The organism is Spirosoma migulaei, assembly GCF_054776855.1.
In genome coordinates this window covers 113833-138469 of the sequence record NZ_BAAHBG010000027.1, presented here as the reverse complement: position 1 = coordinate 138469, position 24637 = coordinate 113833, and the positions used below count along the sequence as shown (strand labels likewise).

The 24637-nt window shown below is 47.4% G+C and carries 25 protein-coding genes; 21 read left to right on the top strand and 4 right to left on the bottom strand.

What is annotated here, in order from left to right; translation table 11 throughout:
- Positions 1-80 precede the first annotated feature (80 nt).
- From ACYVGO_RS25370 to ACYVGO_RS25350, 5 genes are all read left to right on the top strand, one after another.
- Positions 81-1376 (top strand): acetylxylan esterase, encoded by a 1296-nt coding sequence (locus tag ACYVGO_RS25370; RefSeq protein WP_460971667.1) that lies wholly within the window; start codon positions 81-83, stop codon positions 1374-1376.
- Positions 1377-1482: 106 nt separating this feature from the next.
- Positions 1483-2436 (top strand): D-2-hydroxyacid dehydrogenase, encoded by a 954-nt coding sequence (locus ACYVGO_RS25365; RefSeq protein WP_460971666.1) that lies wholly within the window; start codon positions 1483-1485, stop codon positions 2434-2436.
- A 155-nt stretch (positions 2437-2591) separates the two neighbouring features.
- Positions 2592-5306, top strand: a complete 2715-nt coding sequence (locus ACYVGO_RS25360; protein ID WP_460971665.1) for a DNA gyrase/topoisomerase IV subunit A — start codon at positions 2592-2594, stop codon at positions 5304-5306.
- A 115-nt stretch (positions 5307-5421) separates the two neighbouring features.
- Entirely contained in the window at positions 5422-5787 is a 366-nt protein-coding gene (locus ACYVGO_RS25355; protein ID WP_460971664.1) for a VOC family protein, read from the top strand.
- A gap of 3 nt (positions 5788-5790) precedes the next feature.
- The gene (locus ACYVGO_RS25350) at positions 5791-6492 is read left to right on the top strand and encodes a SanA/YdcF family protein (RefSeq protein WP_142773182.1); all 702 of its coding nucleotides are present in this window, start codon (positions 5791-5793) and stop codon (positions 6490-6492) included.
- 26 nt (positions 6493-6518) lie between these two features.
- Here ACYVGO_RS25350 and ACYVGO_RS25345 read toward each other — a convergent pair whose 3' ends face one another.
- Positions 6519-8039: a capsule assembly Wzi family protein gene (locus tag ACYVGO_RS25345; RefSeq protein WP_460971663.1), complete on the bottom strand. Its 1521-nt coding sequence runs from the start codon at positions 8037-8039 to the stop codon at positions 6519-6521.
- 425 nt (positions 8040-8464) lie between these two features.
- Between ACYVGO_RS25345 and ACYVGO_RS25340 the strand changes: the two genes are divergently transcribed.
- The 8 genes from ACYVGO_RS25340 (at position 8465) to rplT (ending at position 15561) form a co-directional block, all read left to right on the top strand.
- On the top strand, positions 8465-9040 hold the full coding sequence (locus tag ACYVGO_RS25340; protein WP_142773184.1) for a DinB family protein: 576 nt from the start codon (positions 8465-8467) through the stop codon (positions 9038-9040).
- A 100-nt stretch (positions 9041-9140) separates the two neighbouring features.
- Complete coding sequence (locus tag ACYVGO_RS25335; RefSeq protein WP_460971662.1) at positions 9141-9560, top strand: EVE domain-containing protein; 420 nt, start codon at positions 9141-9143, stop codon at positions 9558-9560.
- Between the two features lie 84 nt (positions 9561-9644).
- Positions 9645-10544 (top strand): class I SAM-dependent methyltransferase, encoded by a 900-nt coding sequence (locus ACYVGO_RS25330; RefSeq protein WP_460971661.1) that lies wholly within the window; start codon positions 9645-9647, stop codon positions 10542-10544.
- Entirely contained in the window at positions 10541-11818 is a 1278-nt protein-coding gene (locus ACYVGO_RS25325) for a tetratricopeptide repeat protein (RefSeq protein ID WP_460971660.1), read from the top strand. The genes ACYVGO_RS25330 and ACYVGO_RS25325 overlap by 4 nt, the downstream gene beginning before the upstream one ends.
- 121 nt (positions 11819-11939) lie before the next feature.
- On the top strand, positions 11940-13883 hold the full coding sequence (thrS, locus tag ACYVGO_RS25320; RefSeq protein ID WP_460971659.1) for a threonine--tRNA ligase: 1944 nt from the start codon (positions 11940-11942) through the stop codon (positions 13881-13883).
- Positions 13884-14126: 243 nt separating this feature from the next.
- Positions 14127-14684, top strand: coding sequence for a translation initiation factor IF-3 (gene infC, locus ACYVGO_RS25315; RefSeq protein ID WP_142773189.1), 558 nt, complete (start codon positions 14127-14129; stop codon positions 14682-14684).
- A 151-nt stretch (positions 14685-14835) separates the two neighbouring features.
- Positions 14836-15030 carry a 50S ribosomal protein L35 gene (rpmI, locus tag ACYVGO_RS25310; RefSeq protein ID WP_142773190.1) on the top strand — a complete coding sequence of 65 codons (195 nt, stop codon included), beginning with the start codon at positions 14836-14838 and terminating at the stop codon, positions 15028-15030.
- A 186-nt stretch (positions 15031-15216) separates the two neighbouring features.
- Positions 15217-15561, top strand: a complete 345-nt coding sequence (gene rplT, locus ACYVGO_RS25305) for a 50S ribosomal protein L20 (RefSeq protein ID WP_142773191.1) — start codon at positions 15217-15219, stop codon at positions 15559-15561.
- A gap of 91 nt (positions 15562-15652) precedes the next feature.
- On the opposite strand, the gene ACYVGO_RS25300 is transcribed toward rplT, so the two are convergent.
- Positions 15653-16093, bottom strand: a complete 441-nt coding sequence (locus ACYVGO_RS25300; RefSeq protein WP_460971658.1) for a nuclease A inhibitor family protein — start codon at positions 16091-16093, stop codon at positions 15653-15655.
- A 125-nt stretch (positions 16094-16218) separates the two neighbouring features.
- Between ACYVGO_RS25300 and ACYVGO_RS25295 the strand changes: the two genes are divergently transcribed.
- The 4 genes from ACYVGO_RS25295 (at position 16219) to ACYVGO_RS25280 (ending at position 20578) form a co-directional block, all read left to right on the top strand.
- On the top strand, positions 16219-16758 hold the full coding sequence (locus ACYVGO_RS25295) for a hypothetical protein (RefSeq protein ID WP_460971657.1): 540 nt from the start codon (positions 16219-16221) through the stop codon (positions 16756-16758).
- Positions 16759-17069: 311 nt separating this feature from the next.
- Positions 17070-18995, top strand: coding sequence for a molecular chaperone DnaK (gene dnaK / locus ACYVGO_RS25290; protein ID WP_460971656.1), 1926 nt, complete (start codon positions 17070-17072; stop codon positions 18993-18995).
- A 311-nt stretch (positions 18996-19306) separates the two neighbouring features.
- Positions 19307-20008: a DUF421 domain-containing protein gene (locus tag ACYVGO_RS25285; protein ID WP_460971655.1), complete on the top strand. Its 702-nt coding sequence runs from the start codon at positions 19307-19309 to the stop codon at positions 20006-20008.
- Positions 20009-20338: 330 nt separating this feature from the next.
- Positions 20339-20578 (top strand): hypothetical protein, encoded by a 240-nt coding sequence (locus ACYVGO_RS25280; RefSeq protein WP_460971654.1) that lies wholly within the window; start codon positions 20339-20341, stop codon positions 20576-20578.
- Between the two features lie 334 nt (positions 20579-20912).
- On the opposite strand, the gene ACYVGO_RS25275 is transcribed toward ACYVGO_RS25280, so the two are convergent.
- Entirely contained in the window at positions 20913-21713 is an 801-nt protein-coding gene (locus ACYVGO_RS25275; protein ID WP_460971653.1) for a metallophosphoesterase family protein, read from the bottom strand.
- A gap of 241 nt (positions 21714-21954) precedes the next feature.
- On the opposite strand from ACYVGO_RS25275, the gene parS (ACYVGO_RS25270) reads away from it, so the two are divergent.
- Together parS (ACYVGO_RS25270) and ACYVGO_RS25265 are read left to right on the top strand one after the other, a co-directional pair.
- Entirely contained in the window at positions 21955-22359 is a 405-nt protein-coding gene (parS, locus tag ACYVGO_RS25270) for a type II RES/Xre toxin-antitoxin system antitoxin (protein WP_460971652.1), read from the top strand.
- 8 nt (positions 22360-22367) lie between these two features.
- Positions 22368-22856, top strand: a complete 489-nt coding sequence (locus ACYVGO_RS25265; protein WP_460971651.1) for an RES family NAD+ phosphorylase — start codon at positions 22368-22370, stop codon at positions 22854-22856.
- A 162-nt stretch (positions 22857-23018) separates the two neighbouring features.
- Here ACYVGO_RS25265 and ACYVGO_RS25260 read toward each other — a convergent pair whose 3' ends face one another.
- A complete protein-coding gene (locus ACYVGO_RS25260) occupies positions 23019-23597 on the bottom strand; it encodes a DUF4142 domain-containing protein (protein WP_142773205.1) in 579 nt (192 codons plus the stop codon).
- A 130-nt stretch (positions 23598-23727) separates the two neighbouring features.
- Here ACYVGO_RS25260 and parS (ACYVGO_RS25255) point away from each other — a divergent pair, with 130 nt between their 5' ends.
- Together parS (ACYVGO_RS25255) and ACYVGO_RS25250 are read left to right on the top strand one after the other, a co-directional pair.
- The gene (gene parS, locus ACYVGO_RS25255) at positions 23728-24111 is read left to right on the top strand and encodes a type II RES/Xre toxin-antitoxin system antitoxin (protein WP_142773206.1); all 384 of its coding nucleotides are present in this window, start codon (positions 23728-23730) and stop codon (positions 24109-24111) included.
- A 4-nt stretch (positions 24112-24115) separates the two neighbouring features.
- Entirely contained in the window at positions 24116-24556 is a 441-nt protein-coding gene (locus tag ACYVGO_RS25250) for an RES family NAD+ phosphorylase (protein WP_460971650.1), read from the top strand.
- Positions 24557-24637: the final 81 nt, after the last annotated feature.

The window sequence follows — 24637 nt, the reverse complement described above, 5'->3', positions numbered from 1 at the left end:
TTTTGATAGAATCGGGCTGGTTATAATTCCCGTAGAAGTTGCTTTATGTGAATGATCGAAAATCCTTCGCGCTACATTCCATGAAAAAACTATTTCTTCCCGGTTTACTGGTCATTTGGTTTACAAACGCGCTGGCTCAACCTGTTGAGCGGCTCGTAAAAGTGATTGTCACCCCCGACCATGCCGACTGGCTCTATAAAATTGGTGAACCCGTCAAATTTACGATTTCGGTTTACAAGAGTAATGTGCTGTTACGCGGGGCAAAACTTCGTTATGAAGTCGGCCCGGAGAAAATGGAGCCAACTAAAAAAGAAACTGTCACACTGAAAGATGGGACGCTGGCACTGGAGGGCGGCTCGATGAAAACTGGGGGCTTCCTGCGGTGCATTGCTACCGTTGAACTGGATGGAAAGGAGTATCGGGGGCTCACAACGGCTGGTTTTGAACCACAAACAATCCAGCCTACCGTAGCAAATCCAGCCGATTTTAAGGCCTTTTGGGACAATGCAAAGGCCGATTTAGCCAAGGTGCCCATAGATGCCCGCCTGACGCTCTTACCCGAACGATGCACCGAACTTACCAACGTGTACCACCTGAATCTACAGAACATTAACAACTCCCGCTTCTACGGAATTTTGTGTGTACCGAAGAAAGAGGGAAAATACCCGGCTATTCTACGGGTACCAGGGGCAGGTGTCCGGCCTTATAATGGTATGATTGCCGAAGCCGAGAAGGGATTTATAACCCTCGAAGTAGGTATTCACGGAGTGCCTGTTACTATGGACCCAATTGTGTATGAAAACCTGGCGCGTGGCCCACTTAACGGCTACCAATCGGCTAATCTTGATGACCGCGACCGGTATTATTATAAGCGGGTGTATCTGGGCTGCGTGAGAGCCGTGGATTTTCTGACGAGTATGCCGCAATATGATGGGCAGAATCTGGCCGTTACGGGCGGAAGTCAGGGTGGTGCCTTGTCAATTGTAACCGCTGGCCTGGACTCGCGTATCAAATGGTTGGGGGCGTTCTATCCGGCTCTGGCCGATGTAACCGGCTACCTTAACGGGCGGGCAGGCGGCTGGCCGCATCTCTTCACCGGAAATGAGCTGGCATTCAATAACAAGCCTGATCGCATTAAAACAACGGGTTATTATGATGTAGTTAATTTTGCCCGGCTGGTCAACGTGCCGGGTCGATATGCCTGGGGCTTTAACGACGAAACCTGTCCGCCCACCTCGATGTACGCTGCTTACAATGTGATCCCTGGCCAGAAAACGCTGGATATATCGTTTATCGACACTGGACACTGGACATACCCTGAAGAAACCGAGAAAATGACCAATTGGCTGCTGGCGCAGTTAAAAGGCTGGAAGTAAGAATTTATTTAAACACAAAGAGCGCAAAGGACATCGCCAAGGTCGCAAGGCTATAAATTCTTTGCGTTCTTTGCGATGTCCTTTGCGCTCTTTGCGTTTAAACATTATGCAACTCTTTGTCAATTCCAACCTCAACGATACGCTTAAAGCGGAACTTCAACAGCAACTTTCTTCCGACCAATTTGCCGGAGCGAAACCAATAACCATTGTATATCGGGATGAACTCCCTAAAGCCGAACAGGAAGCGGCCTTGCAGTCGGCAAACCTCATCATGGGTAATCCACCGGCGGCCTGGTTTGCCAAGGCCTTACCCAATCTAAAATTCTGGCAGTTGGACTCCGCAGGGTTCGATGGGTATAAATCGGTTCAGCTTACGGCCACCATCGCCAACATGGGTAACTATTTTGCACTCCCCTGTGCCGAAACAATGGTGGCCGGCATTCTGGCGGTCTATCGGTGTATACCCGAATTGACACTACTGCAAGCTCGCTCTGAATGGGTGGGTGCTCCCATTCGGGCCCGCACTAATTTGTTGTGGAAGAAGCGAGTGGTCATTCTGGGAACCGGAACCATTGGTCAGTCCGTGCGCCAGATGCTAACCGGTTTTCAGTGCGAACTGTACATGCTGGCCCGTACCGATCCGCAAGCCGATTTACACACGGCCGATGAACTCAAAGCGCTCCTGCCAAAGATTGATATTGTTGTCAATTGCCTGCCCGGTACTGCAACCGGTTTTTTCTCTGCCGATCTGATCACCGCAATGAAACCCGGTAGTCTATACGCAAATGTGGGCAGAGGCAGTACCACCGACGAGCCAGCCCTGATAAGCGCGCTACAGTCGGGCCATCTGGGGGGGGCTGTACTTGATGTCACGGCAACCGAACCCCTTCCTGCAGATAACCCGCTCTGGACACTGCCGAATGTGGTTCTCACTCAGCATACGGGCGGTGGGCAACCCAATGAAGATGCCGGAAAGGTCGATCAGTTCCTCCGGAATCTGGCGCTTTTTCTGGCTGGTAAGCCCGTTGAAACTGCCGTGGAACTGGGGCGGGGTTATTGAGATGGACACTAAACTTATTTTGCGGGATTAGCCTTTTAATGGCTACTATGCCCGTTTTTTCAAGTTTTTTTTGTATATTTAAGGAGCCGAACGAGTAGTGAATCGTTCGGTTAATTTGCGTACTTATCCACTGGAACAGTTCCTGAAGCAAGTCAATGACAAACGAAGAAAATGAACAGCCGATTGAGGACGATAGCCAGCAACCAGAAGGATTTCCATCTGCCGATGGAACCGAGCTGACCGACGGTCCTCTGTCGGAACAACCACTCACTGAACCTACCAATGAAGTCCTGCATGATCAGACCGTTGTGTCAGGATTGTACGAAAACTACTTTCTCGATTACGCATCTTACGTTATTCTTGAACGGGCCGTTCCTGCCGTGGAAGATGGGTTGAAACCCGTTCAGCGCCGGATTCTGCATGCCCTGAAAGAAATGGACGATGGGCGGTTTAACAAAGTGGCCAATGTAATTGGTCAGACGATGCAGTTCCACCCCCATGGCGATGCGTCCATTGGCGAAGCCCTCGTCAACATTGGTCAGAAGGAACTCCTCTTTGATACCCAGGGGAGCTGGGGAGATGTGCGCACTGGCGACGGAGCAGCGGCCCCACGATATATTGAAGTGCGACTGTCGAAGTTTGCGCAGGATGCCATTTACAATGATAAAACGACCGAGTGGCAACTATCTTACGATGGGCGTAAACGCGAACCGGTTACACTACCCGTAAAGTTTCCCTTGTTGCTGGCTCAGGGCGTTGAGGGCATTGCGGTTGGTCTGTCGACCAAAATCCTGCCTCACAACTTCAATGAACTGATTGATGCTTCCATTCAGATTCTGAAAGACAAACCCGTATCGCTCTTTCCCGATTTTCAGACGGGAGGTCATATTGATGTTAGCAATTACAATGACGGACACCGAGGGGGTAAGGTGCGGGTGCGGGCTAAAATTGAAGAAATCGATAAAAAAATCCTGGCTATCCGAGATGTGCCCTATGGGATCACAACCTCGCAGTTGATCGACTCGATTGTTAAGGCAGCTGAGCTGGGTAAAATTCGGATTAAAGCCCCGAGCCGAAACGTGGCAGCTGTGGTTGATAACACAGCGAAGGATGTTGAGATTCTGGTTCACCTACAGCCGGGTGTTTCGCCCGATGTGTCCATTGATGCGCTCTACGCCTTTACAGATTGCGAGGTGTCTATTTCCCCCAATGCCTGCGTGATCATTGGCGACAAACCCCATTTCGTTAGCGTAACGGACATTCTCCGGGTCAACACCCACCAAACCGTTCAGTTGCTGCAACGCGAGCTGGAAATACGGCGTAGTGAGTTAATGGAACGGTTGCTGTACAGCTCGCTCGAAAAGATTTTTATCGAGAACCGCATTTACCGAAAAATTGAAGAGTGTGAGACCTTTGAAGCGGTGCTGGAAACCATTGACAAAGCACTCAAACCGTTTAAAAAGCAATTTTATAGGGCTATTACGCAGGATGATCTGATCCGTTTGACCGAGATCAAAATTAAGCGGATTTCAAAATACGATGGATTCAAAGCGGAGGAGTTAATGCGCCGACTGGAGCAGGAATTAGCCGAAACGGAAGATAACCTGGCTAACATCACCCGCTACGCCATTAACTATTATAAGGATCTGCAGAAGAAGTACGGCAAAGGCCGGGAGCGAAAAACGGAAATTCGGGCCTTTAACACAATTGCCGCCAGCGTGGTAGCAGCCGCCAATCAGAAACTATACGTTGACCGGGAAGGTGGATTTATTGGGTACGGATTGAAGAAAGAAGAATATGTTTGTGATTGCTCCGACATCGACGATATCATCGTATTTCGGCGTGATGGCAAATGCATGGTCACGAAAATTCAGGATAAGGTATTTGTCGGCAAGGATATTGTACATGTGTCGGTATTCAAGAAAAACGACGAACGCAAGATTTATAACCTGATTTACCTGGATGGGAAATCAGGCATTTCGATGGCCAAGCGATTCCCCGTGACTGGCGTTACCCGCGACCGCGAGTATGACTTGACGATGGGAAATCCCAAATCGAAAGTAACGTATTTTAGTGCAAACGATAATGGGGAAGCCGAAGTGATAACCATTAACCTGACAGCACAAAGTTCGGCGAAGATCAAGCAGTTCGACTATGACTTTGCTTCGGTCGGGATTAAGAATCGCTCGGCTCAGGGTAATATTCTGACCAAGTATCCGGTTCGGAAAATCACCCAGAAAACGGGCGGTGTTTCTACCCTCGGCGGAGTTGATATCTGGTACGATGAGCACCTGGGTCGACTCAATCGCGACGAACGGGGTAAATTGCTGGGGAATTTCGATGCAAAAGACAGTATTCTGGTCGTCTACAAAGATGGCCAGTACGAACTGACCAGTTTTGACCTTACAAACCGTTACGAACCGAATGATATAAGTATTCTCATAAAGTTTGATCCTGAAACGGTACTGTCGGCGGTGTATTATGAAGCGAATCAGAAAGCCTGGTACGTAAAACGATTTAAGGTTGAAACGAGCACGCTGGATAAGAAATTCAGTTTTATTGGTGATACCAAAGGGTCGAAGTCATTGACCATTACTGCTGATCGGCATCCACGCATTGAGGTTATTCATCAGGTAAAAGACCGGGGACCGCTGGAAAAGATGATTCTGGAGCCAGAAGGGTTTATTGATGTTCGGGGCTGGAAGGCGTTGGGTAATAAATTGCCGTTCGCCAAAGTTAAAGAGGTTAAACTCCTGGCACCTAAGATCGTCAAAGAGGCCGTGAAAGTTGCGCCACTCCTTGAGTCGATTGACGCTGGCACCGCTGAGACCGACGAGAAAGAATCAGTGCAGTTGGGCTTGTTTTCATAAGGTATTCGGTTTTTGGTTTACGGTAGGCTGACGCATGAACTAAACTATTCTTGCGTCAGCCTACCGTAAACCAAAAAACGTAAACCGAATACCACCTAATAGATTACGTTTAGCAATGGCAGATACGAAATTTTTAGGATTACGGACGGTAATTTATGCTGCTCCCAATCTTAGCGAAACCAAAGAGTGGTACACGAAGGCGTTTGGTATTGCCCCGTATTTCGATCAGCCCTTCTATGTTGGTTTTAATATTGGCGGCTATGAACTGGGTCTTGATCCCAATGCGCAGCTTGTTGAGGGAAGTACACTAACGTATTGGGGTGTTTCCAACATTGAGGCTAGCATGCAGCATTTACTTGATTTGGGAGCTACCTCTCATACTGAGATACAGGATGTGGGGGATGAGATCAAAGTTGCTTCAATCCATGATCCCTTCGGGAATGTGGTTGGTTTAATTGAGAATCCGCATTTTAGTTTGTAATAGATGAACACGACCTTGGCTACTGACTACAGCGACGATATACACCGCGAAGCGGCTGGTGTTCGTGTAGCCAAGCGTGTGATCAAAGTGCTGATTGGTTTCCTGTTTACTGGGGCAATGGCTGTGTTGCTAAGTAACTGGTGGGTTGTTTATAATACGAAAGACCAGATTTATTTTGATATCAATGAGTTGCCTGCCAATGATTTCGGATTGGTGTTAGGTACGAGTAAGTTTGTGCGTACGGGTAAAGAAAACCTGTTCTTTCGATATCGGATGGAGGCTACCGCCCGACTTTGGAAAGAGGGAAAAGTGAAGTACCTCATTTTAAGCGGTAACAACGACTCTGAATATTACAATGAACCGGTAGATATGCAACGGGCCCTGGTCAAACTCGGCGTGCCTGCGTCAGTTATGCAACTGGATTATGCAGGTTTCCGGACCTTCGATTCGGTGGTCCGATGCAAGGACGAGTTCAACCAGGAAAAGATTACGATTATCTCTCAAAATTTCCACAATGCCCGTGCCCTCTACATCGGAAACCATGAGGGTATGGAAGCCATTGCATTTGCTGCTCAGGACGTACCCGACGGTTATTCCCTTCGCACACTTGTTCGGGAGTATCTGGCCCGCCCTTATGCACTCCTTGATGTGCATATATTCCGTCCGCAACCGGAGAAGGGAAACTGGCAGCGAAAACGCAAATAGCCATTGCTGGTCGATCAGCGAAATTCTTATTCTGGGTCAACCGGTTTCCGGCGTTTACTCTGGCCTTCCTTCCGAATCCCGATAAAAAATCCCATACTATTGTCGTAGAGGTCACCAATATCGGCGGCTACAGACGCATTGGCCGTTACCCCATTGAGGATAGCGAGTGGAGCCGAAACCGAAAGTACAGACGAAAATTGACGAACCGGTTTATCAAATGGTATCTCATAGGTGCCCAGATTTTCACTGTAGGAGGCTTTCAGTTGAAACCGAAAGAAATCGAGTACCTGTCCAGAAAGACCCAGGTGCATTACGGATACCCGGTTGTTATTGGTGAACGCATACCTGGGTAAATTACTTCGACTGTCAACCGTTGGGCTGATAAACGGGGTTCCCATGGTCAGGCCATAGCGTGACCACCCATCCTGATACTGCGAATGATTGAAATAATTGTCGCGCCCCCGCTGGGCATCCGTTTCTAAAAACAAATCTCCTCCCTGACTTTCCGTGTAGAGGTACTCCAGCAGAATGTTCTGAACCTGCAGGCCATTGGGATTAGGGGGCCTGCGATTACGGATGCGGAGCCCATTTAAACCGTCCTGAAGGTTTGTGAAATGGAAGAGCGATCCATCTTCGTAGATATTTTGCCGATAGGCAAAGATTGAAAATGAACGGCCTGTGTACTCAAAGGCTAGATCGACCGTTCCCAGATGATTTCCAATACGATTCTTCCGGTCGAACTCACTAACCCGGTTTGTATCGATATCAGTGCGGTTCCCCAGCGTAGTAGCAGTTACCACATTGACATAATCACTAAACTGATTCGGTAATTGATTATTTTTTATAACTGAACCAGGTAATCGTTCTGTGTTACCTCCCCACATTACTTCATGGTTAATGCCAGCAAAAAGCTTCAACCGCCAATGAGGCCGCCCAAATCGGCCATAAAGCGCTTTCTGGTGAAGCATTACATTATTGATAAAGCGTTCCTCCTCAAACCAGCCATGTGCGTAAAACCCTTTGAAGCCGAATAATCCGTTCCGGGGTAGATAGTCGGTAACGGCAAGCTGAATTTTCGCCATCGGCAGGGTATTCCCGGACCAGGCATAAGAGCCCGATGTGAGGGTAGAGTCGACCAGGCCGATGAGTTCCCGACGGCGACCCGCCCAGACTTCCAGACTTTTGCCAAACTTCACTTTTACATAGGCTTCCGGAATCAGTAACTTGTACGCATAGCCTGCATTCAGTACGGCTTCGGCACCCCATCCCCAGTCAATTCGTCGATTGGCAGCCCGAAGGCTATCGAGTTTCGTTTTGGGGCTATCATGATAATCAACCCGTAATCCCTGCCTAAGGGTCAGAAATGCCTGATCTTTCGGAACAATGCCGTATTGATTGGCCCGAAGCCAGAATGGGGTTTGACCGGATGTGGCGAAATAAGTACCCACTTCCGTGCGATACCGTAGTGGTTTATCTACCTGACCATAACAGAAAGATACCCATAGTAGGCAAGGGAAAAGCAGACGTGTTGTACTAAATGGAATCATAAATCTAGTTCTTCATCCCTTGAGTCTTTACTTTTTGCATGGAGTCACTTTGTATCGACAAAAATTCTTAATTAGTTGCGTACATAAAACATGCCACTCTAGTCGCGGTTCTTATTTATTGATCTTCATACATGAATTAGGCAATGTTGATCGTGTGTTTGATTGGTTTTTTTCGGAAGGCCATCAATATTGGCTACCTTTGCTGATGCAATCAGATAGAGGCAGGCTGCTTGTGAACACCGTACTCGACCTGAGTTACAAATTAACGTGAACGCGAGGGCGCCAGCAGAACGTAATCTGAGCAAGCCAACTAACAAAATTTAACCAATAAACATATTCCATGGGTAGAGGCTCTATTTGTGACGATAAGTAGCCTACGTACGGCTCTATCTTTTGCATTTAATCACTCAACCATTCATTGAACTATGGTACCAAACGACGAACTGATCCGCATCATTGACCTTCTGAATACGACATATGAAGGCGAGGAAGCCTGGCATGGCCCATCGGTAGTTGATGTGTTGCGGGGCGTTACGCCCGATATGGCCGGACAGCGGATTGCACCGAACACGCACAGTATTGCCGAACTCGTCTTTCACATGACCAGCTGGCGAATATTCTGTGTTAAAAAGATGCAGGGCGATGAGACGTTTGATATTACGACTCCTGACAAAAATTTTGGTGCCCTTCCCGATAAAATTGATGATTTCGAGTGGGAAGCCCTCGAAATGGAACTGAGCCTGAGCCAGGAAGAACTTATTAACGAACTCGACAAACGAGACGATGATGAGTTCCTGGAAGATATTGTTCCGGGTCGGGATTATACATATTATGACATGCTGCATGGCATTATCAACCACGATATGTACCACACTGGCCAGATTATGATTCTCCGGAAAGCGTTGTCGTTTAAAAGCGCTGGCTCGCGTTTTGCGGATGATGATATTGACGAATATGGGTCCCCCTTCGGCAACAGCCACGAACACGACGATTATTATTGATCGGTAGTGAAGTAGGTGGAGTAAGTGTAATGAGTGGAATAGGTATATCCTACATATACTGCACTCACTCCACCTAGTTCACTTTCTGCACGAAACTACCATGAATTACTGGCTTGTAAAGTCCGAACCCGATGTATACGGGTGGCATCATTTTATTGAACAGGGGCGTGCTGTCTGGGATGGCGTTCGTAACTACCAGGCCCGGAATAACCTGAAAGCCATGCAACTGGGCGATCAGGTGCTGTTTTACCATAGTGTAAAGAACATTGGTGTTGTTGGACTGGCAAAGGTGGTTAAAGAGGCCTATCCTGATCCAACTTCACCTGATGATGTACGCTGGGTTGTCATTGAATTAGAGCCTGTAATGGCGTTAGAAATTCCGGTCTCACTGACTCAGATAAAAGCCGAGCCATTATTGGCAAATCTCAGCCTTATCAGACAATCCCGTTTATCGGTCATGCCCGTTCGATCCGATGAATTTGAGTTAATTCTAAAAATGGGACAGCTGGGAAATGAATAATGTAAAATGAATAACGGGTAATGTAGAATGATGAATTCAGTACCCGCATTTTACATTACCCATTATCCATTTTACATTTAATCAATGACGAACGTACAATTAATTACGCCCGCACCCTGGCCGGAATATGAACTGATCGACTCTGGAAATTTTCAGAAGCTGGAACGGTTCGGCGATTTTATTCTGGCCCGACCCGAACCGCAGGCTATTTGGGATAAATCACTGTCTGATCAGGATTGGGAACGTCAGGCTCATGCCATTTTTCGCCGTGACCGCCAATCGCCGGAACGGGGTGACTGGCAAACCAAACCCGAGATGCGAGATCCCTGGTTCGTGTCTTTCCGCCAGGAGGGATTAAGTCTGAAATTTAAACTTGCGCTGACAACCTTCAAGCACGTTGGACTGTTTCCCGAACAGGCTGATAACTGGGCTTATATCCATAAGAAAGTAACGGCTCTAAAGGCTAACGTTGCTCGACCCAAAGTGCTGAACCTGTTTGCGTATACAGGTGGGGCATCGCTGGCCGCTCGTCAGGCCGGGGCCGACGTAACCCACGTTGATGCCGTAAAACCCGTCATTAGCTGGGCACGTGAAAATATGGACTACAGCGAGCTGGATAACATCCGCTGGGTAGTAGAGGATGCGGTGAAGTTTGTTCGGCGGGAGGTTCGTAGGGGAAATCACTACAATGGTATTATCCTCGATCCGCCAGCTTATGGCCGCGGACCCGATGGCGAAAAATGGGTGCTTGAAGAACAGATCAATGATCTGCTTAAATCCTGTGCCGATCTGCTCGACCGTTCCGATTTTTTCTTTATCATCAATCTCTATTCTCTGGGGTTCTCATCGCTCATTCTGGACAATCTGATGCAGCCCTTGTTTGGCACTATTGAGGGTACAGAATGGGGCGAATTAGTCGTTGACGACCAGGCCCAAAAACGGCTACCTTTGGGGGTATTTTATCGGTTCGCATCAACACTATGAAAGAGCGAAAGAGCAAAAGAGTAAAAGAGCGTAAGAATAAAAGAGTGAAAAACTGGCGTCAGCTTTTTTCGCTCTTTCATTCTTACGCTCTTTTACTCTTGTTGTTCGCCTGTAGTGACGATAATCGGCAAACGGCACATATTCCTGATTTCCCCAAGTCGGATGACAGCAGCCGGACGGAAGGAGCATTGCGTGCCTTGACCCGGGCAATTAATCAGTCCTCCTCCTCGTCGGCCTATGCCAAACGAGCTGTTATTCTGCTGGCTATGGGGCGTGTAAGCGATGCATTGGCTGATATTGATGAAGCGATCAATCGCAATGACAATATCGGGTCGTTCTACCTAACCCGTGCCCAAATTTTACGGGCGTTGCAGCAACCGGACAAAGCACTTCAAAATGCTCAGCGTGCTGAAATTCTAGGTGTCGATACCCCGGAGCTGTATACGCTGGAAGGTGATTTACTCCAACAGCAAAACCAGTTCGATAAAGCAAAACTGTATGTTGCCAAGGCCCTGCAAATGGCTCCTTACGACGGAGAAGCTTATTTTTTCAACGGACTTATGGCCGCTCGCCAGGGCGATACCGCGCAGGCACTCGTACTGTATGAGCAGTCATTACGACTAAAGCCGCGCTATCTGGAGACCTATAATCAACTGGCATCCGTTTACCGAACGTTGGGTGATCTGAATTCAGCTCTGGTTTACAATGAACAGGCCTTGCGTTACTTCCCCAACAACCCCAAGCTCTATTATGGGCGGGGAATGATCTACCATACAGAAGGGAAGCTCGATAGCGCAATGGTCTATTATCTGCAGACGATAAAACTGCAACCAACTTATTATCAGGTGTACTTTCAGATGGGGCTGATCAATCAGAAATACCGGAATTATTATTCGGCACTCGCTAATTATCAGCGTGTTCTGGAGCTACGGCCCCAATTTCCTCGAATTGATACCTACATCGGCTATTGCCACGAACAGTTGGGACAGTACGAACAGGCCATTGCCGCCTATACTAAAGCGACCACGCAAAATGCAACGGATCAACAGGCGGTTGCGGGTTTATGGCGATCGCAGCGAAGACAATACGCACAAAATTCATATAACTCCTTATTTTTGCCGGATACCACTGCCAAACCACTGACTCCAACCCGAAGTCGGGCCGTGCTCGATACGACACGCGTTCATATTTCGACGATTCAGCCGAGGGCACGCGTAACCACCAATGCCAGCGATTCGCTCAAACGAACCGTGAAACCGATTGGACAAAATTGATGTATGATGTATTATATAGGATGTATGATTAACTCGCGATAAGTCATACATCATACATAAAAATAAGTAGCTTACAGTTGTAGGTAAGCTGCGGGTGCCCACAAATAAATTAGTGTAAAGTATGATTGCGCAGGACGAACAAATCCGCGTGACGCTGCCAGATGGCAGCGTTCGACAGTATCCCAAAGGGAGCACCGGGCTGGATATTGCCACTCAAATCAGTGAAGGACTGGCCCGTAATGTACTGGCTGCCAAAGTAAACGGCGTTGTTCAGGATGCTACGCGCCCTATTGAGGAGGATGCTACGATCCAACTCCTGACGTGGAATGATACTGATGGTAAAGCTACCTTCTGGCACTCGTCGGCTCACTTGCTGGCCGAAGCGCTGGAGAGCCTGTACCCAGGTACAAAGTTCGGTATTGGACCCGCCATCGAAACGGGATTTTACTATGACGTTGACCTGGGTGGACAGCCGTTTTCGCAGGAAGACTTTAAAAAGGTAGAGGATAAAATGCTGGAACTGGCTCGTCAGAAACAGCAGTACATCCGAAAACCAATGAGCAAAGCTGAGGCTGTTGCTTACTTTGAGGAGAAAGGTGACCCCTATAAACTCGATTTGCTCGAAGGGCTGGAGGATGGTAGCATCACCTTTTATACGCAGGGTGATTTTACGGATCTGTGCCGGGGACCCCATATTCCTAACACGGGTTTTATAAAAGCGGTTAAACTGATGAACGTGGCTGGGGCCTACTGGCGTGGCAACGAAAAAAATAAGCAGTTAACGCGTATTTACGCCGTTACTTACCCGAAACAGAAAGAACTCGACGATTACCTGTATTTGCTCGAGGAAGCTAAAAAACGCGACCATCGTAAACTGGGTAAAGAACTGGAGTTGTTCGCGTTCTCGGAGAAAGTAGGAGCGGGGTTACCCTTGTGGTTACCAAAAGGTACTATGTTGCGCGAACGACTGGAAAATTTTCTTCGGAAAGCGCAGTCGAGGGCGGGTTATTTACAAGTTGTAACGCCCCATATTGGCAGCAAGCAATTGTACGTTACATCGGGTCACTGGGAGAAATACGGTGAAGATTCATTCCAGCCGATCAAGACGCCTGATCCGAATGAAGAGTTCCTGCTGAAACCCATGAACTGCCCGCACCACTGCGAGATTTACAAAACGAAACCACGTTCCTACCGCGACCTGCCCTTGCGGCTGGCCGAATTTGGTACCGTGTATCGCTATGAGCAATCGGGCGAGTTACACGGGCTCACGCGTGTTCGGGGATTCACCCAGGATGATGCCCATATCTTCTGCCGACCCGATCAGGTGAAAGAAGAGTTCATGAAGGTGATCGATCTGGTACTGTACGTTTTCAAATCACTCGGGTTTTCTGATTATAGTGCCCAGATATCCCTGCGTGATCCGGAGAACAATACCAAGTACATCGGTTCCGACGATTTGTGGGAAAAAGCTGAATCCGCCATTATTGAAGCTGCGGCTGAAAAAGGATTGCCAACCGTCACGGAGTTAGGGGAAGCGGCCTTTTACGGCCCCAAGCTCGATTTCATGGTACGCGATGCATTGGGCCGGAAATGGCAACTGGGAACAATTCAGGTCGATTATAACCTGCCAAATCGCTTTGAACTGGAATATATTGGTGCAGACAACCAGAAACACCGTCCGGTTATGATTCACCGGGCACCGTTTGGCTCGATGGAACGATTTATTGCGATCCTGATTGAGAACTCAGGTGGCAATTTCCCACTCTGGCTTTCGCCCGATCAAATCGCGATTTTGCCGATTTCTGAAAAGTACGAAGACTACGCCAACGATCTGTATTTTAGCTTGCAGGAGCAGGATATTCGCGGTTTTGTCGACTTGCGTGACGAGAAGATTGGCCGTAAAATTCGGGATGCCGAAGTGAATAAAGTACCTTATATGCTCATTGTTGGCGAGAAAGAAGCGGCTGATGGCAAAGTGTCTGTCCGCCGGAAAGGCCAGGGCGACCTGGGTAGTATGAGCGTAGACGAATTCGTAAAAACGTTTCAGGCGGAAGTGAAAATGTAAATTTGGTTTATGGTATTCAGTTTATGGTTTACGGTTGGCTAGCCGCACACACCAGCGAAAGCAACTATTCGTCAGCTAACCGTAAACCATAAACTGAATACCATAAACTGTTTAAACTTGCTTCACATCTGTATTTTCGATAGTTTCCCGAACTTTTTAGAACCCATTACGTTATCCAAGCGACTTTTGACCAAACGCTATAAAAGTCATTTTCAAACAAATTTGTTACCCTAAACACAATCTATGGCATTACCCCAGCGCAGACCACCCCGTCGCGTGGTTGAAGAACCCTACAAAGTCAATGAACGCATCCTCGTCCGCGAAGTTCGGGTGGTTGGTGAAAATGTAGAGCAGGGAATCTACGACATAAATAAAGCCCAGGCGATGGCCAAGGCGCAAAACCTCGACCTGGTTGAGGTCTCGCCCAATGCTGTGCCGCCTGTTTGCCGTATCGTGGACTACTCCAAGTTCAAATACGAGCAGAAGAAAAAGCAGAAAGAAATCAAGGCGAATGCGACGAAAGTTGTTATCAAAGAGATTCGATTCGGCCCCAATACCGATGATCACGACTTTGAGTTCAAGCTTAAACACGCCATTAACTTCCTGAAAGAAGGTGCCAAAGTAAAAGCCTACGTACAGTTTGTAGGCCGGGCCATTGTCTTTAAAGACCGCGGATTTCAATTGCTGGAACGTTTTTCCAAAGGATTGGAAGACTATGGTAAGATTGAATCTGAACCCAAACTTGAAGGCAAACGGATGAGTATGTTCCTATCACCGAAAGTGGTAGTTCCTAAAAAATAAAGTTTAGGAGAAAAGGGAGTAGCGGAACGAAATGGAAGAAGGAAATTGTAAAATCCTTTCCCCATTTCGTTCCGCTACTCCCTTTTCTCCTATTTTTTTTGTATCTTTGCGGCCTGTTTACTTAAATTTCCGTACAAAGCGGTTTACTGCAATGCCAAAAGTAAAAACCAATTCGGCGGCCAAGAAGCGTTTCAAGCTGACCGGCACCGGAAAAATCAAGCGGAAGCATGCCTTCCACAGTCATATCCTGACAAAAAAATCAACCAAGCAGAAGCGCAATTTAGTGCATGATACGACGGTTGCTGCTCCTGACGAACGTCGCATCAAAGCGCTGCTGAACGTTTAAAGGACAAAAAAGGATGCGGTCGCATCCTGGTTTCACGTTTCACCCGATGCCGGGCTTTACAAGAGGAATGAATAATGAATAATGCAAAATGAATAAATAATGAAGCTGGCTACGTCCATTTTACTTTATTCATTATACATTATACATTCATCTTCCCGCCTGTCGTCAAAAAACAACTAACATACAATGCCACGTTCCGTCAATCACGTTGCCTCACGGGCGCGTAGGAAAAAAGTAATGAAGCTGGCCAAAGGTTATTTTGGTCGGCGTAAAAATGTTTGGACAGTTGCGAAAAACGCTGTCGAAAAAGGTTTAGGCTACTCGTACCGTGACCGTCGCGCTAAAAAACGCGATTTCCGTGGTCTCTGGATTCAGCGGATCAACGCTGGTGCCCGGATTAACGGGTTATCATACTCGGCCCTGATGGGTGCTCTGAACAAATCAGGTATCGAACTCAACCGTAAAGTATTGGCCGATCTGGCCATGAACCATCCGGAAGCTTTTGCTGCTGTTGTGGCACAGGTAAAGTAAACAGAAAAAGAAGTAATAGGAGTGAGTACTAGGAGCGGCTACAGCCAAATTATCTCCTAGTACTCACTCCTCGCTCCTATTACTCTCCTGCCTACGTCTGCACCATCTTCGTTTTTAAGCCTGCCCGTTCGCCGTCGCTCTGACGGCCAAGTAGGTAGACATCCATTTCTGACTCGCCCACCCGAAACACCTGCCGAACGGTTAATGTGTCCTGTACTAGCTTGTGTAGTTTCTGAAAGCTGGCTGTGCGTGTTTTCTCGTCGTCGCTATACCAATCCTGTTCCGTAATGACGGGTTCCCAAAAGTCGGCCTCAGGTATTTCTTCGACATACACCGATGGGGATAACATCTGCCAATCTTTAATCTGACTTACTGTTAGTGGTTCTTCCTGCTTCAAGTAGCAGGTTACCGTATCAATAGGTTCGTCGGATTCGCTGGGATAGAGTAAATCCGTAAGTAATGGTTTGGCTTGTTCTGTAAACACTATATTTTCTGATTCAGGAGCGCTACTTTTCGGGTCTTGGTTCGTCATAAGCGTGAAAATAGATTCGGGACAAATTAACCGATTCAGGTTGACGTATCCATTGGAATCTATCTAATTTTAATGCGGGGTATCAACTAAACCTATTCCGTTTAACAGTTTAAAACAAACGAGTCATGTTAGAAACATTGATGAATCTGGTTCAGCAACAGGCAGGCCAGGCGGTTATTAACAACCCAGCCATCCCAAATAGTCAAAACGATAGTGTTATGCAGACAGTGGCCAGCAGCATTATGAGCGGTCTGGGTCAACAGGCGCAGGGTGGTGGCCTGGGTAATTTGCTGGGTATGGTTGTTAATGGAGGTGGTAATGTTCAGCAAAGCCCGGTTACCCAAGGCGTTCAGAGCCATGTTGAGGAAAGCTTAATGCAGAAATTAGGTATTTCACCTCAGGTAGCGATGTCAGTAGCAAGTACATTGGTCCCCATTGTACTGAGCAAACTGATGAACAAAGCAGCTGACCCGAATGATTCGAGTGTTGATGGCAATAGTATCTTAGGAACTGCTACTGGCCAACAGGGTGTTGACTGGATGGGTATGGCTGGCTCAGCCATGGCCGATGGTAAACTCGATATGAATGATCTGCTCCGTGTAGCTACGCAGGGGGGAGCAGGTGGTGGACTCGGTGGTATGCTGGGTGGTCTGTTCGGGAAATAACTTGTAGGAACGGGCGTCTATAATTCTTTAGGTACAAAAGCCTCGTATTGCAAATCCGATCAAAGTGGATTTTCGATACGAGGCTTTTGTATAGATAAGTAGGTGTCTGCGTCGGGGCCACAACGTAATGGAGAAGTCTGCCACATCGTAAGGGTGTGACTACACCCAACGCGACATACTGACCCAATTGCTCACCTAATTCTGCCAATCTGACAGCAATTCAAACATTTTTCCGCGCTGGCATTTGTATTGATAGATAGGTTCTGTCTGTCAGAATACACACAGCATATTAAAAAGAAACTAAACCAGTCATGGGAAAAATTATTGGTATTGACTTAGGCACCACGAACTCGTGCGTGGCCGTGATGGAAGGCAACGAGCCGGTTGTGATCCCCAACTCCGAAGGAGCCCGCACAACCCCATCGGTTGTTGCGTTTATGGATAACGGCAACGGCGAACGCAAAGTAGGCGCTCCCGCCAAACGTCAGGCCATCACCAACCCGAAACATACGATTTCCTCCATTAAGCGTTTCATGGGTAAACGCTTTGGTGAGGTTACCAACGAAATTAAAAACGTTGCTTACGACGTTGAGAACGGCCCGAATGGTACCCCCCGCGTTCGTATCGGCGATCGTCAATATACACCACAGGAACTTTCGGCTCTGATTCTGCAAAAGATGAAGCAGACGGCCGAAGATTATCTTGGCCAAACCGTAACAGAAGCCGTTATTACGGTACCTGCTTACTTCAATGATGCCGAGCGTCAGGCCACGAAAGAAGCGGGCGCTATTGCCGGTCTCGATGTAAAACGGATTATCAACGAGCCAACCGCAGCCGCGCTGGCGTACGGTCTGGACAAAACAAATCACGATCAGAAAATCGCTGTATTTGACCTGGGTGGTGGTACGTTCGATATTTCGATCCTGGAACTTGGTGATGGCGTGTTTGAAGTAAAATCGACCGATGGGGATACTCATTTGGGTGGTGACGACTTCGATCAGGTAATCATCAACTGGCTTGCCGACGAATTCAAGAAAGACGAAGGTATTGACCTGCGTCAGGACCCAATGGCCCTGCAACGCCTGAAAGAAGCGGCCGAAAAAGCAAAAGTTGAACTGTCCAGCTCGAACTCGACGGAAATCAACCTGCCGTATATCATGCCGGTAAATGGGATTCCAAAACACCTGGTGCGGACACTGAGCCGGGCGAAATTCGAACAACTGTCTGATTCGCTGATTCAGCGGAGTTTGGAACCTTGCCGTCGTGCCCTGAAAAACTCAGGTTTGTCGGCTAACCAGATTGACGAAGTCATTCTGGTGGGTGGTTCGACCCGGATTCCAAAAGTCCAGGAAGAGGTTGAAAAACTATTCGGTCGGAAGCCTTCGAAAGCCGTTAACCCCGATGAAGCCGTAGCCATTGGTGCTGCTATTCAGGGTGGTGTATTAACGGGTGAAGTAAAAGATGTTCTGTTGCTCGACGTTATCCCACTCTCGCTGGGTATTGAAACGATGGGTGGCGTATTTACCAAAATGGTAGATGCCAACACGACGATCCCGAGCAAGAAAGTGGAAACCTACTCGACGGCATCGGACAACCAGCCGAGCGTTGAAATCAATATCCTGCAGGGTGAGCGCCCAATGGCAGCTCAAAACCGTCAATTAGGTCGGTTTATCCTGTCCGATATTCCACCAGCGCCCCGTGGTGTTCCTCAAATTGAAGTGACATTCGACGTAGATGCCAACGGTATTCTGCACGTAACGGCCAAAGATAAAGGCACGGGTAAAGAACAGAAGATCCGGATTGAAGCCTCAAGCGGTCTGACCGAAGCGGAGATTAACCGGATGCGTGAAGAAGCCAAAGCCAACGAAGCTGCCGATAAAGCGGAACGCGAGAAAATTGAGAAAGTCAATGCGGCTGACTCGATGATCTTCCAGACCGAGAAGCAACTGAAAGAATATGGCGACAAACTGTCGGAAGGTAACAAGTCGGCCATTGAAGCGGCTCTGACGACACTCCGCAGCGCTCATGCTTCCCGTGATGCTGCCGCCATCGACACCGCACTCGAAGGCCTGAATGCTGCCTGGGCAACGGCTTCGCAGGAAATGTATAACGCCACCAATGGGGCAGGTGCTAACCCAACCGATGGTGCCGGTTTCGGCGGAAACGGCGATGGTGCCGGACAAGGCCAACCCGCCGGTGACAATGTCTCGGATGTTCCGTACGAAGAAGTGAAGTAGAACCGGGATTTTTTTGATTATCCTGATTGATCTGATTTTATAAAAAGTGAAAGCCCCTGCCGGTGAAGGTGGGGGCTTTTTGCTTTTACAAAATCTTCATTACTATTGGGCTTACTAAGTAGGGTAGTTCTGCGGAAAGGGAGATAACTCGTCGTTTGCCTAAAGTGTAAACTGTTATCGCACGGATAGAGCGTTTTAGAAGATGATTATTTTTTACTTTCTATCAAACTAAGCTAGTTGCATACGGGGTTAACTGGCTTATAGAGTAGCGGACACCGCTAGCGTTCTTCTTGTCATTGATACTCTACCTTATGCACTTTATCGCCCTTATGATGATTGATCTCAAAACCGTGTTCTTGGCTGATTTAGACTGGAGTTTAGCTCTACAAATTGTTCTGCGAACCTTAATCATGTTTTCAGTCATTCTAATTTTCTTACGGCTCTCAGGCAAAAAAGGGGTTAGCCAGTTGTCAATCTTTGAGGTCGCTATTATCATTGGGCTGGGTTCGGCTGCAGGCGATCCGATGGCCAATCCAGATAATGCCATTGTACCCGCCCTGATAGTCTTTGCCACTATTCTACTATTTTATCGGTGCATCACCTGGATGGCCTCCCGAAACGAACAGTTTGAAACCTTGTTGGAAGGCGATCCGGTCTATGTAATCGAGGAGGGTGTCTTTGTCTTGGATTCGGGGGAGAATACATTTGCCAAGGACGAGTTTTTTGCTGAGATGCGACAACAGAACATTGAGCACTTGGGGCAGGTACAAACCGCTATTCTAGAAACGAACGGGAATCTTAGTTTTTTTTACTACGCCGACGAAGACGTCCAGCCGGGTTTACCAGTGCTGCCCAAACTGTACCACAAAAAAAGCAGCTCATTAAGTCAAGGGGGACAATATGCGTGTACAACTTGCGGCCAGATCGAGCAGATAACAGCTAGTCATCATACGTGTCCGCGCTGTCAGCAAACGGAATGGGTCCAAGCTGTTCAGACCCAGCGCAGAACTTAGGTTTCTGGCGTTACGAAAGAATTCATTTCCTGAAAAGGGTTAGGCCACTAGCAGGAAGGTCATGGTTTGTAAGTGAGTTAGAATGGTGGTTTGTTCAACTCACATACAACTGTCACTACTTTCTCTCATAGCATGGAATTAACATGATTGTCCAATAAACGCTCGTTTCCATCGGTATTAATCGTTTACGAAAAATAAAGTCGTTGATCGACAATCGTATGGTACGGATTGGGTTGGACAGCTAGAAAAATCAGCGTTTTTAAGAGAATAAATAGTTCATGGCTACAAATCTGGGAAACCGTCAGATGAACTGAGCCACTACGGCCGGTCTTGGAAAACTTCAAGGGTAAGTTTCCTGATGAACTCTACCTCGATGGGATAGGCAACTCGTGTGATATTGGCCTGCGAGCTGACGAAGAATGGATATTGATCCCTGGTCAAATCAACGGCTATCTGACGGTTGTACCTTGTGGCTATTCGTTTGAGTATAAAGCAGCCAATGGCCTTAAAGATTTCAAGGGAAAGGAACCGGATCACTATCTGAACTTTTTTCGACAGTTAGTTGGGTAGCCTGCCATCGCCTTAAGAGGTTGGGTAACGGATTTCTATGTAATTGGCTAAAGGCATTCGCGACATTCACAATTCGTTGCTTACCATCCGAGAAGTGAATGTCGATTAGGTAATCACCGAGGAAAGTTGCATCTACTATCTTGAGTGAAGGCTTTATATTTTTTGCGTTATTTTTTCAAATGCGGGTTTTTGATTGAGCACTATCACGGTTTTCTATTTCTCAACGATGGCTAAATGTGAAGTATTCGTAAATTTTAGGCATACTGCGATTTCTTTTGTGCAACTATGCCAATAAATAGTATTTGTATAGCTGATGATTTTTGAAATCAATAAGTTAAGCCGGTTCTAAACCTACCAACTTTCTATTAAAAAACTCTGCGTAAAAGTCAGGAATATCACTGTCCAGAATTCCCTGAATAGTTTGGGCAATCGGGTAGGCTACCTGAACGATCTCGTACCTGATCGAATTGACATCATAGGATGCCTGATCGTCTGAAACCGTCAGTAGGAGGTACGTAGCTGTAGGTGTCGCTTCTTTTGTTCGGCCTACCGATCCACAGTTAATCGCCATTTTGAAGGTAGCCGGACTGGTTGAAGTTTCCTCAATCGGAATAGGTCGGAGATAGGACTGATGTGTATGCCCCATAATCAACACATCGGCTTTACGCTCGTTCATCATTGCTACTAAATCCTCCTGATCATGGGATTCATAGATGTACTCATCAATAGAGCGGGTACTGGCATGGACCAACAGGATAGTAAAGACTTTGTCCTTAAAGGAAAACGATAACCTAAACTCGCGTGGCAGGCTGGCTAAAAAGAGTTTGTTTTCTGGACGGATTGTCTGGCGCGTATGGGCAATAGCCGCTACGCGAGCCTGTGTTTCGGCGGCAGTATGTTTTTGTAATGGAACAATCGGTAGGTCAAATGCAATTCGCTCGTCATGATTACCCAATAGGCTGGGAATGCGCATACGCCTGAGCAGGTCAATGACTTCATTGGGCCAGGGGGCAAAGTCAACTAAATCGCCTAAACAAAAAATCTGATCGGCACCTTTGCTGTCAATATCGTTTAGAACAGCCGTAAAAGCCGGTAAATTTCCATGGATATCACTTAGAATGGCAATTGTTAACATAGTTGAGCAGGTAACCTATTCTGGGTACATTCGCCAGAGTAATGGGCAAATATAAATTGATGGTTCTTATAAACAGGCTGGCTCGGTCAGTCTTTTAACGGTGCTCGAAAAGTTTATATCTAACATGGATGTAGTATCACGGGAATGGGACATTTACTCATGATAACTCTTATTAATAAACAGCGCTCAATTGCATGTCTGCCAAATGGCGGTTACCTTAGTGACATTAAACTATAAGCTAATGGAGTTACTCACAGATGCAGAATGGACAGGGGATGGCTTTGCCATTGTTGAACAGTCGCGAGCGGGCTTAAGCCGGTTAAAAGCCGATGAAGTGGCCCGCCCAATTGGCCTAACGGACAAAGAGATGGCACGTATTCTAAATCTCTCGGAGCGGACGCTTCATCGGCTTCGGCCAGATGCTCGATTGGATAGCAATGCCTCAGAGCGACTATTATTACTGGAAGTATTGATTAAGCACGGTCTAGACGTATTTGATGGGCGTACCGACGTACTGGGCCGCTGGCTACACGGACCTTTGCCTGAACTCCGTAGGCAGGCACCCGTTACCCTCTTAGATACTACCGTTGGTTTTAATATGGTCCATACCGTGCTGGGGCGGATTGAGCATGGTATCTACTCCTAATAGTTGGCATGACTTCAATTGAATCGCCGGTGCGAGTGTACCGGCTTATTAAAGAGCGCTTTCTGAGTACACCACTCTCGGCAGAGGGAGCGCGACGATTAGGTGGTCGCTGGAATCCGCCTGGTGTGGGTATACTTTACACCTCAGCTAGTCCCGAATTAGCCTTGCTTGAACAGATCGTCCACTTACGATCATTACCCTATAGTGACTTACCTCGATTAGTTTTACTGACGCTGGAAATACCTGAGCACCCACGTCTGCTCGATGCATCAGATTTGCCGACAAAGTGGCGGGACGAAGCGGATTTTAGTGTGAATCATCAGGTAATAGCAACCTGGTTGGCCAAGCCTGATGTGCTATCGATTGGGGTTCCTTCTGCGGTAGTACCGGACTCCTTTAACTACCTGCTTCACCCGGCACACGCTTCATTCGGACAAATAACCGTAGCCCGAACGTCCGCTTTTCCAATAGACGCCCGTTTGTGGAAAGATATATAGCAATTAATGTATACTACATAGATTGGCTTATCCAGATCAGGGTATAATAGCGCAGGGGTAAACCATCTGAATTGCTAACGGCCTTTGCGCGGTATCGGTTGAACCATATACTGCACAAAGGCCGTTGGAACTCGTTGGTAGTCCGGACTGAATACTACCGGATTACTTCATCTTCTTATCTATTGCATTGATCGCATCCATATGCTTTTGCAGAGTGGGCAGCGTTTTCATCGCAAAATCTTTGACCGCTGGATTGGTTTTCTCTTCATCAACAGCCTTCTTAAATTCGTCGATGTCTTCTTTATGGTCATCGACCATCATGCTTACGTACTTTTTGTCGAATTCAGTCCCCGATAGTTTTGCCATGTCGTTAACGTGTTTCTGTGCATCCTCACCCAGTGTTGATGGCAGGGTTATATTTTGCGTAGCCGCTATCGATTTCAATTCTTCATTGGCTTTAGAATGGTCTTTTACCATCATAGCGCCAAAGTCTTTCACATCCTTACTGGCCGCTTTTTCCTGAGCCAGTCGGCCTAGTTCAACCTCCAGCATACCCCCGTTGGCGGCTTTTACGGCAAACTCGTTGGTATCTTCCGTCTGGCCGGTACCCGCATCTTCTTTGGAATCATTGGATTTCTCGGCGTTTTCAACGCTGTCCGTATTCTCTGTCTTTTTGCTACTGCAAGCCTGGAAACTTAGGGTGCTGACGGCCAGCAATAAAGCTAAACTTATCTTTTTCATAACGTTATTAATTAATTGGTTACTATATACTTAAACTATTAATGAGCGCTTAGGTTTTTCGAACTAGAAGATTTTTTGAATTGTTGGACAAAATTCTGTGTTTACCAGACAAAATTCCTATGTTTGTGACATGCTAGTTTCTGATCGCACAGCACTTGTTTTCTCGGCCCTAAAAGGAGTGCCCGCTACTCGCTTCTTTGAGATAGTCGACCTGACCGGTTATAAACGCGAACAACTCGCGGAGGTTTTCGATACGTCCCTAAAAACGTTTCAACGGTACGAGCGGGAGCATAAGAAACTAAACCCACAGGATAGTGAGAAAGTCCTTAAAATAATGTCTCTGTTCCAGACCGGCGAATCGGTTTTTGGTTCGGCCAATGCGTTTCGGCGGTGGATGGACAAACCGGCTTATGGATTGGGGAATCAGGTTCCTTTTGACTTGCTGCATACCTCAGGCGGCATTGATTTAGTGATGGATGAAGTAATTCGTATCGAATACGGCGATCTGGCCTAACCGAATGCTGGTTTACCGAATTACAAAAACTACCTATGCGGATCGACTGGTAGCCTCGGGGGGAGCGGCCCGCTGGAATAGTCGTGGACAGTTTGTGATTTACACGGCAGCAACCCGTGCCTTAGCCTGTCTGGAAAACGTTGTTCACCGAAGCGGAGAAGGACTTTTAGCCGATTTTCGGGTGATGGTTATCGACGTACCTGATACGCTTCCTATGGAAATAATTTCACTAGAAAATCTGCCATCTGACTGGTTTGAGTTCCGGCAGTATGATGCCTGTCAGCGGATAGGAGGGGAGTGGCTTCGGCATGGCCGATCCGCCGTCCTGAAGGTGCCTTCTGCCATTATTCCCAATGAATGGAATTTTCTGCTTAATCCGGCTCATCCCGATTTTACCTTACTACAGACTGAGCCGTTTGCGTTCGATCCCAGGATTAAGGAATAAAGGAGTTTATGGTATTCAGTTTGTCGTTTACAGTAAGATGACTCGCCTGTCATCGAAACTGATAAACCGGCTTCTGTGAAC

Coding starts and splice junctions, on each gene's coding strand:
- ACYVGO_RS25370 (WP_460971667.1), top strand. CDS start 81: ATGAAAAAACTATTTCTTCCCGGTTTACTGGTCATTTGGTTTACAAAC.
- ACYVGO_RS25365 (WP_460971666.1), top strand. CDS start 1,483: ATGCAACTCTTTGTCAATTCCAACCTCAACGATACGCTTAAAGCGGAA.
- ACYVGO_RS25360 (WP_460971665.1), top strand. CDS start 2,592: ATGACAAACGAAGAAAATGAACAGCCGATTGAGGACGATAGCCAGCAA.
- ACYVGO_RS25355 (WP_460971664.1), top strand. CDS start 5,422: ATGGCAGATACGAAATTTTTAGGATTACGGACGGTAATTTATGCTGCT.
- ACYVGO_RS25350 (WP_142773182.1), top strand. CDS start 5,791: ATGAACACGACCTTGGCTACTGACTACAGCGACGATATACACCGCGAA.
- ACYVGO_RS25345 (WP_460971663.1), bottom strand. CDS start 8,039: ATGATTCCATTTAGTACAACACGTCTGCTTTTCCCTTGCCTACTATGG.
- ACYVGO_RS25340 (WP_142773184.1), top strand. CDS start 8,465: ATGGTACCAAACGACGAACTGATCCGCATCATTGACCTTCTGAATACG.
- ACYVGO_RS25335 (WP_460971662.1), top strand. CDS start 9,141: ATGAATTACTGGCTTGTAAAGTCCGAACCCGATGTATACGGGTGGCAT.
- ACYVGO_RS25330 (WP_460971661.1), top strand. CDS start 9,645: ATGACGAACGTACAATTAATTACGCCCGCACCCTGGCCGGAATATGAA.
- ACYVGO_RS25325 (WP_460971660.1), top strand. CDS start 10,541: ATGAAAGAGCGAAAGAGCAAAAGAGTAAAAGAGCGTAAGAATAAAAGA.
- thrS (WP_460971659.1), top strand. CDS start 11,940: ATGATTGCGCAGGACGAACAAATCCGCGTGACGCTGCCAGATGGCAGC.
- infC (WP_142773189.1), top strand. CDS start 14,127: ATGGCATTACCCCAGCGCAGACCACCCCGTCGCGTGGTTGAAGAACCC.
- rpmI (WP_142773190.1), top strand. CDS start 14,836: ATGCCAAAAGTAAAAACCAATTCGGCGGCCAAGAAGCGTTTCAAGCTG.
- rplT (WP_142773191.1), top strand. CDS start 15,217: ATGCCACGTTCCGTCAATCACGTTGCCTCACGGGCGCGTAGGAAAAAA.
- ACYVGO_RS25300 (WP_460971658.1), bottom strand. CDS start 16,093: ATGACGAACCAAGACCCGAAAAGTAGCGCTCCTGAATCAGAAAATATA.
- ACYVGO_RS25295 (WP_460971657.1), top strand. CDS start 16,219: ATGTTAGAAACATTGATGAATCTGGTTCAGCAACAGGCAGGCCAGGCG.
- dnaK (WP_460971656.1), top strand. CDS start 17,070: ATGGGAAAAATTATTGGTATTGACTTAGGCACCACGAACTCGTGCGTG.
- ACYVGO_RS25285 (WP_460971655.1), top strand. CDS start 19,307: ATGCACTTTATCGCCCTTATGATGATTGATCTCAAAACCGTGTTCTTG.
- ACYVGO_RS25275 (WP_460971653.1), bottom strand. CDS start 21,713: ATGTTAACAATTGCCATTCTAAGTGATATCCATGGAAATTTACCGGCT.
- parS (WP_460971652.1), top strand. CDS start 21,955: ATGGAGTTACTCACAGATGCAGAATGGACAGGGGATGGCTTTGCCATT.
- ACYVGO_RS25265 (WP_460971651.1), top strand. CDS start 22,368: ATGACTTCAATTGAATCGCCGGTGCGAGTGTACCGGCTTATTAAAGAG.
- ACYVGO_RS25260 (WP_142773205.1), bottom strand. CDS start 23,597: ATGAAAAAGATAAGTTTAGCTTTATTGCTGGCCGTCAGCACCCTAAGT.
- parS (WP_142773206.1), top strand. CDS start 23,728: ATGCTAGTTTCTGATCGCACAGCACTTGTTTTCTCGGCCCTAAAAGGA.
- ACYVGO_RS25250 (WP_460971650.1), top strand. CDS start 24,116: ATGCTGGTTTACCGAATTACAAAAACTACCTATGCGGATCGACTGGTA.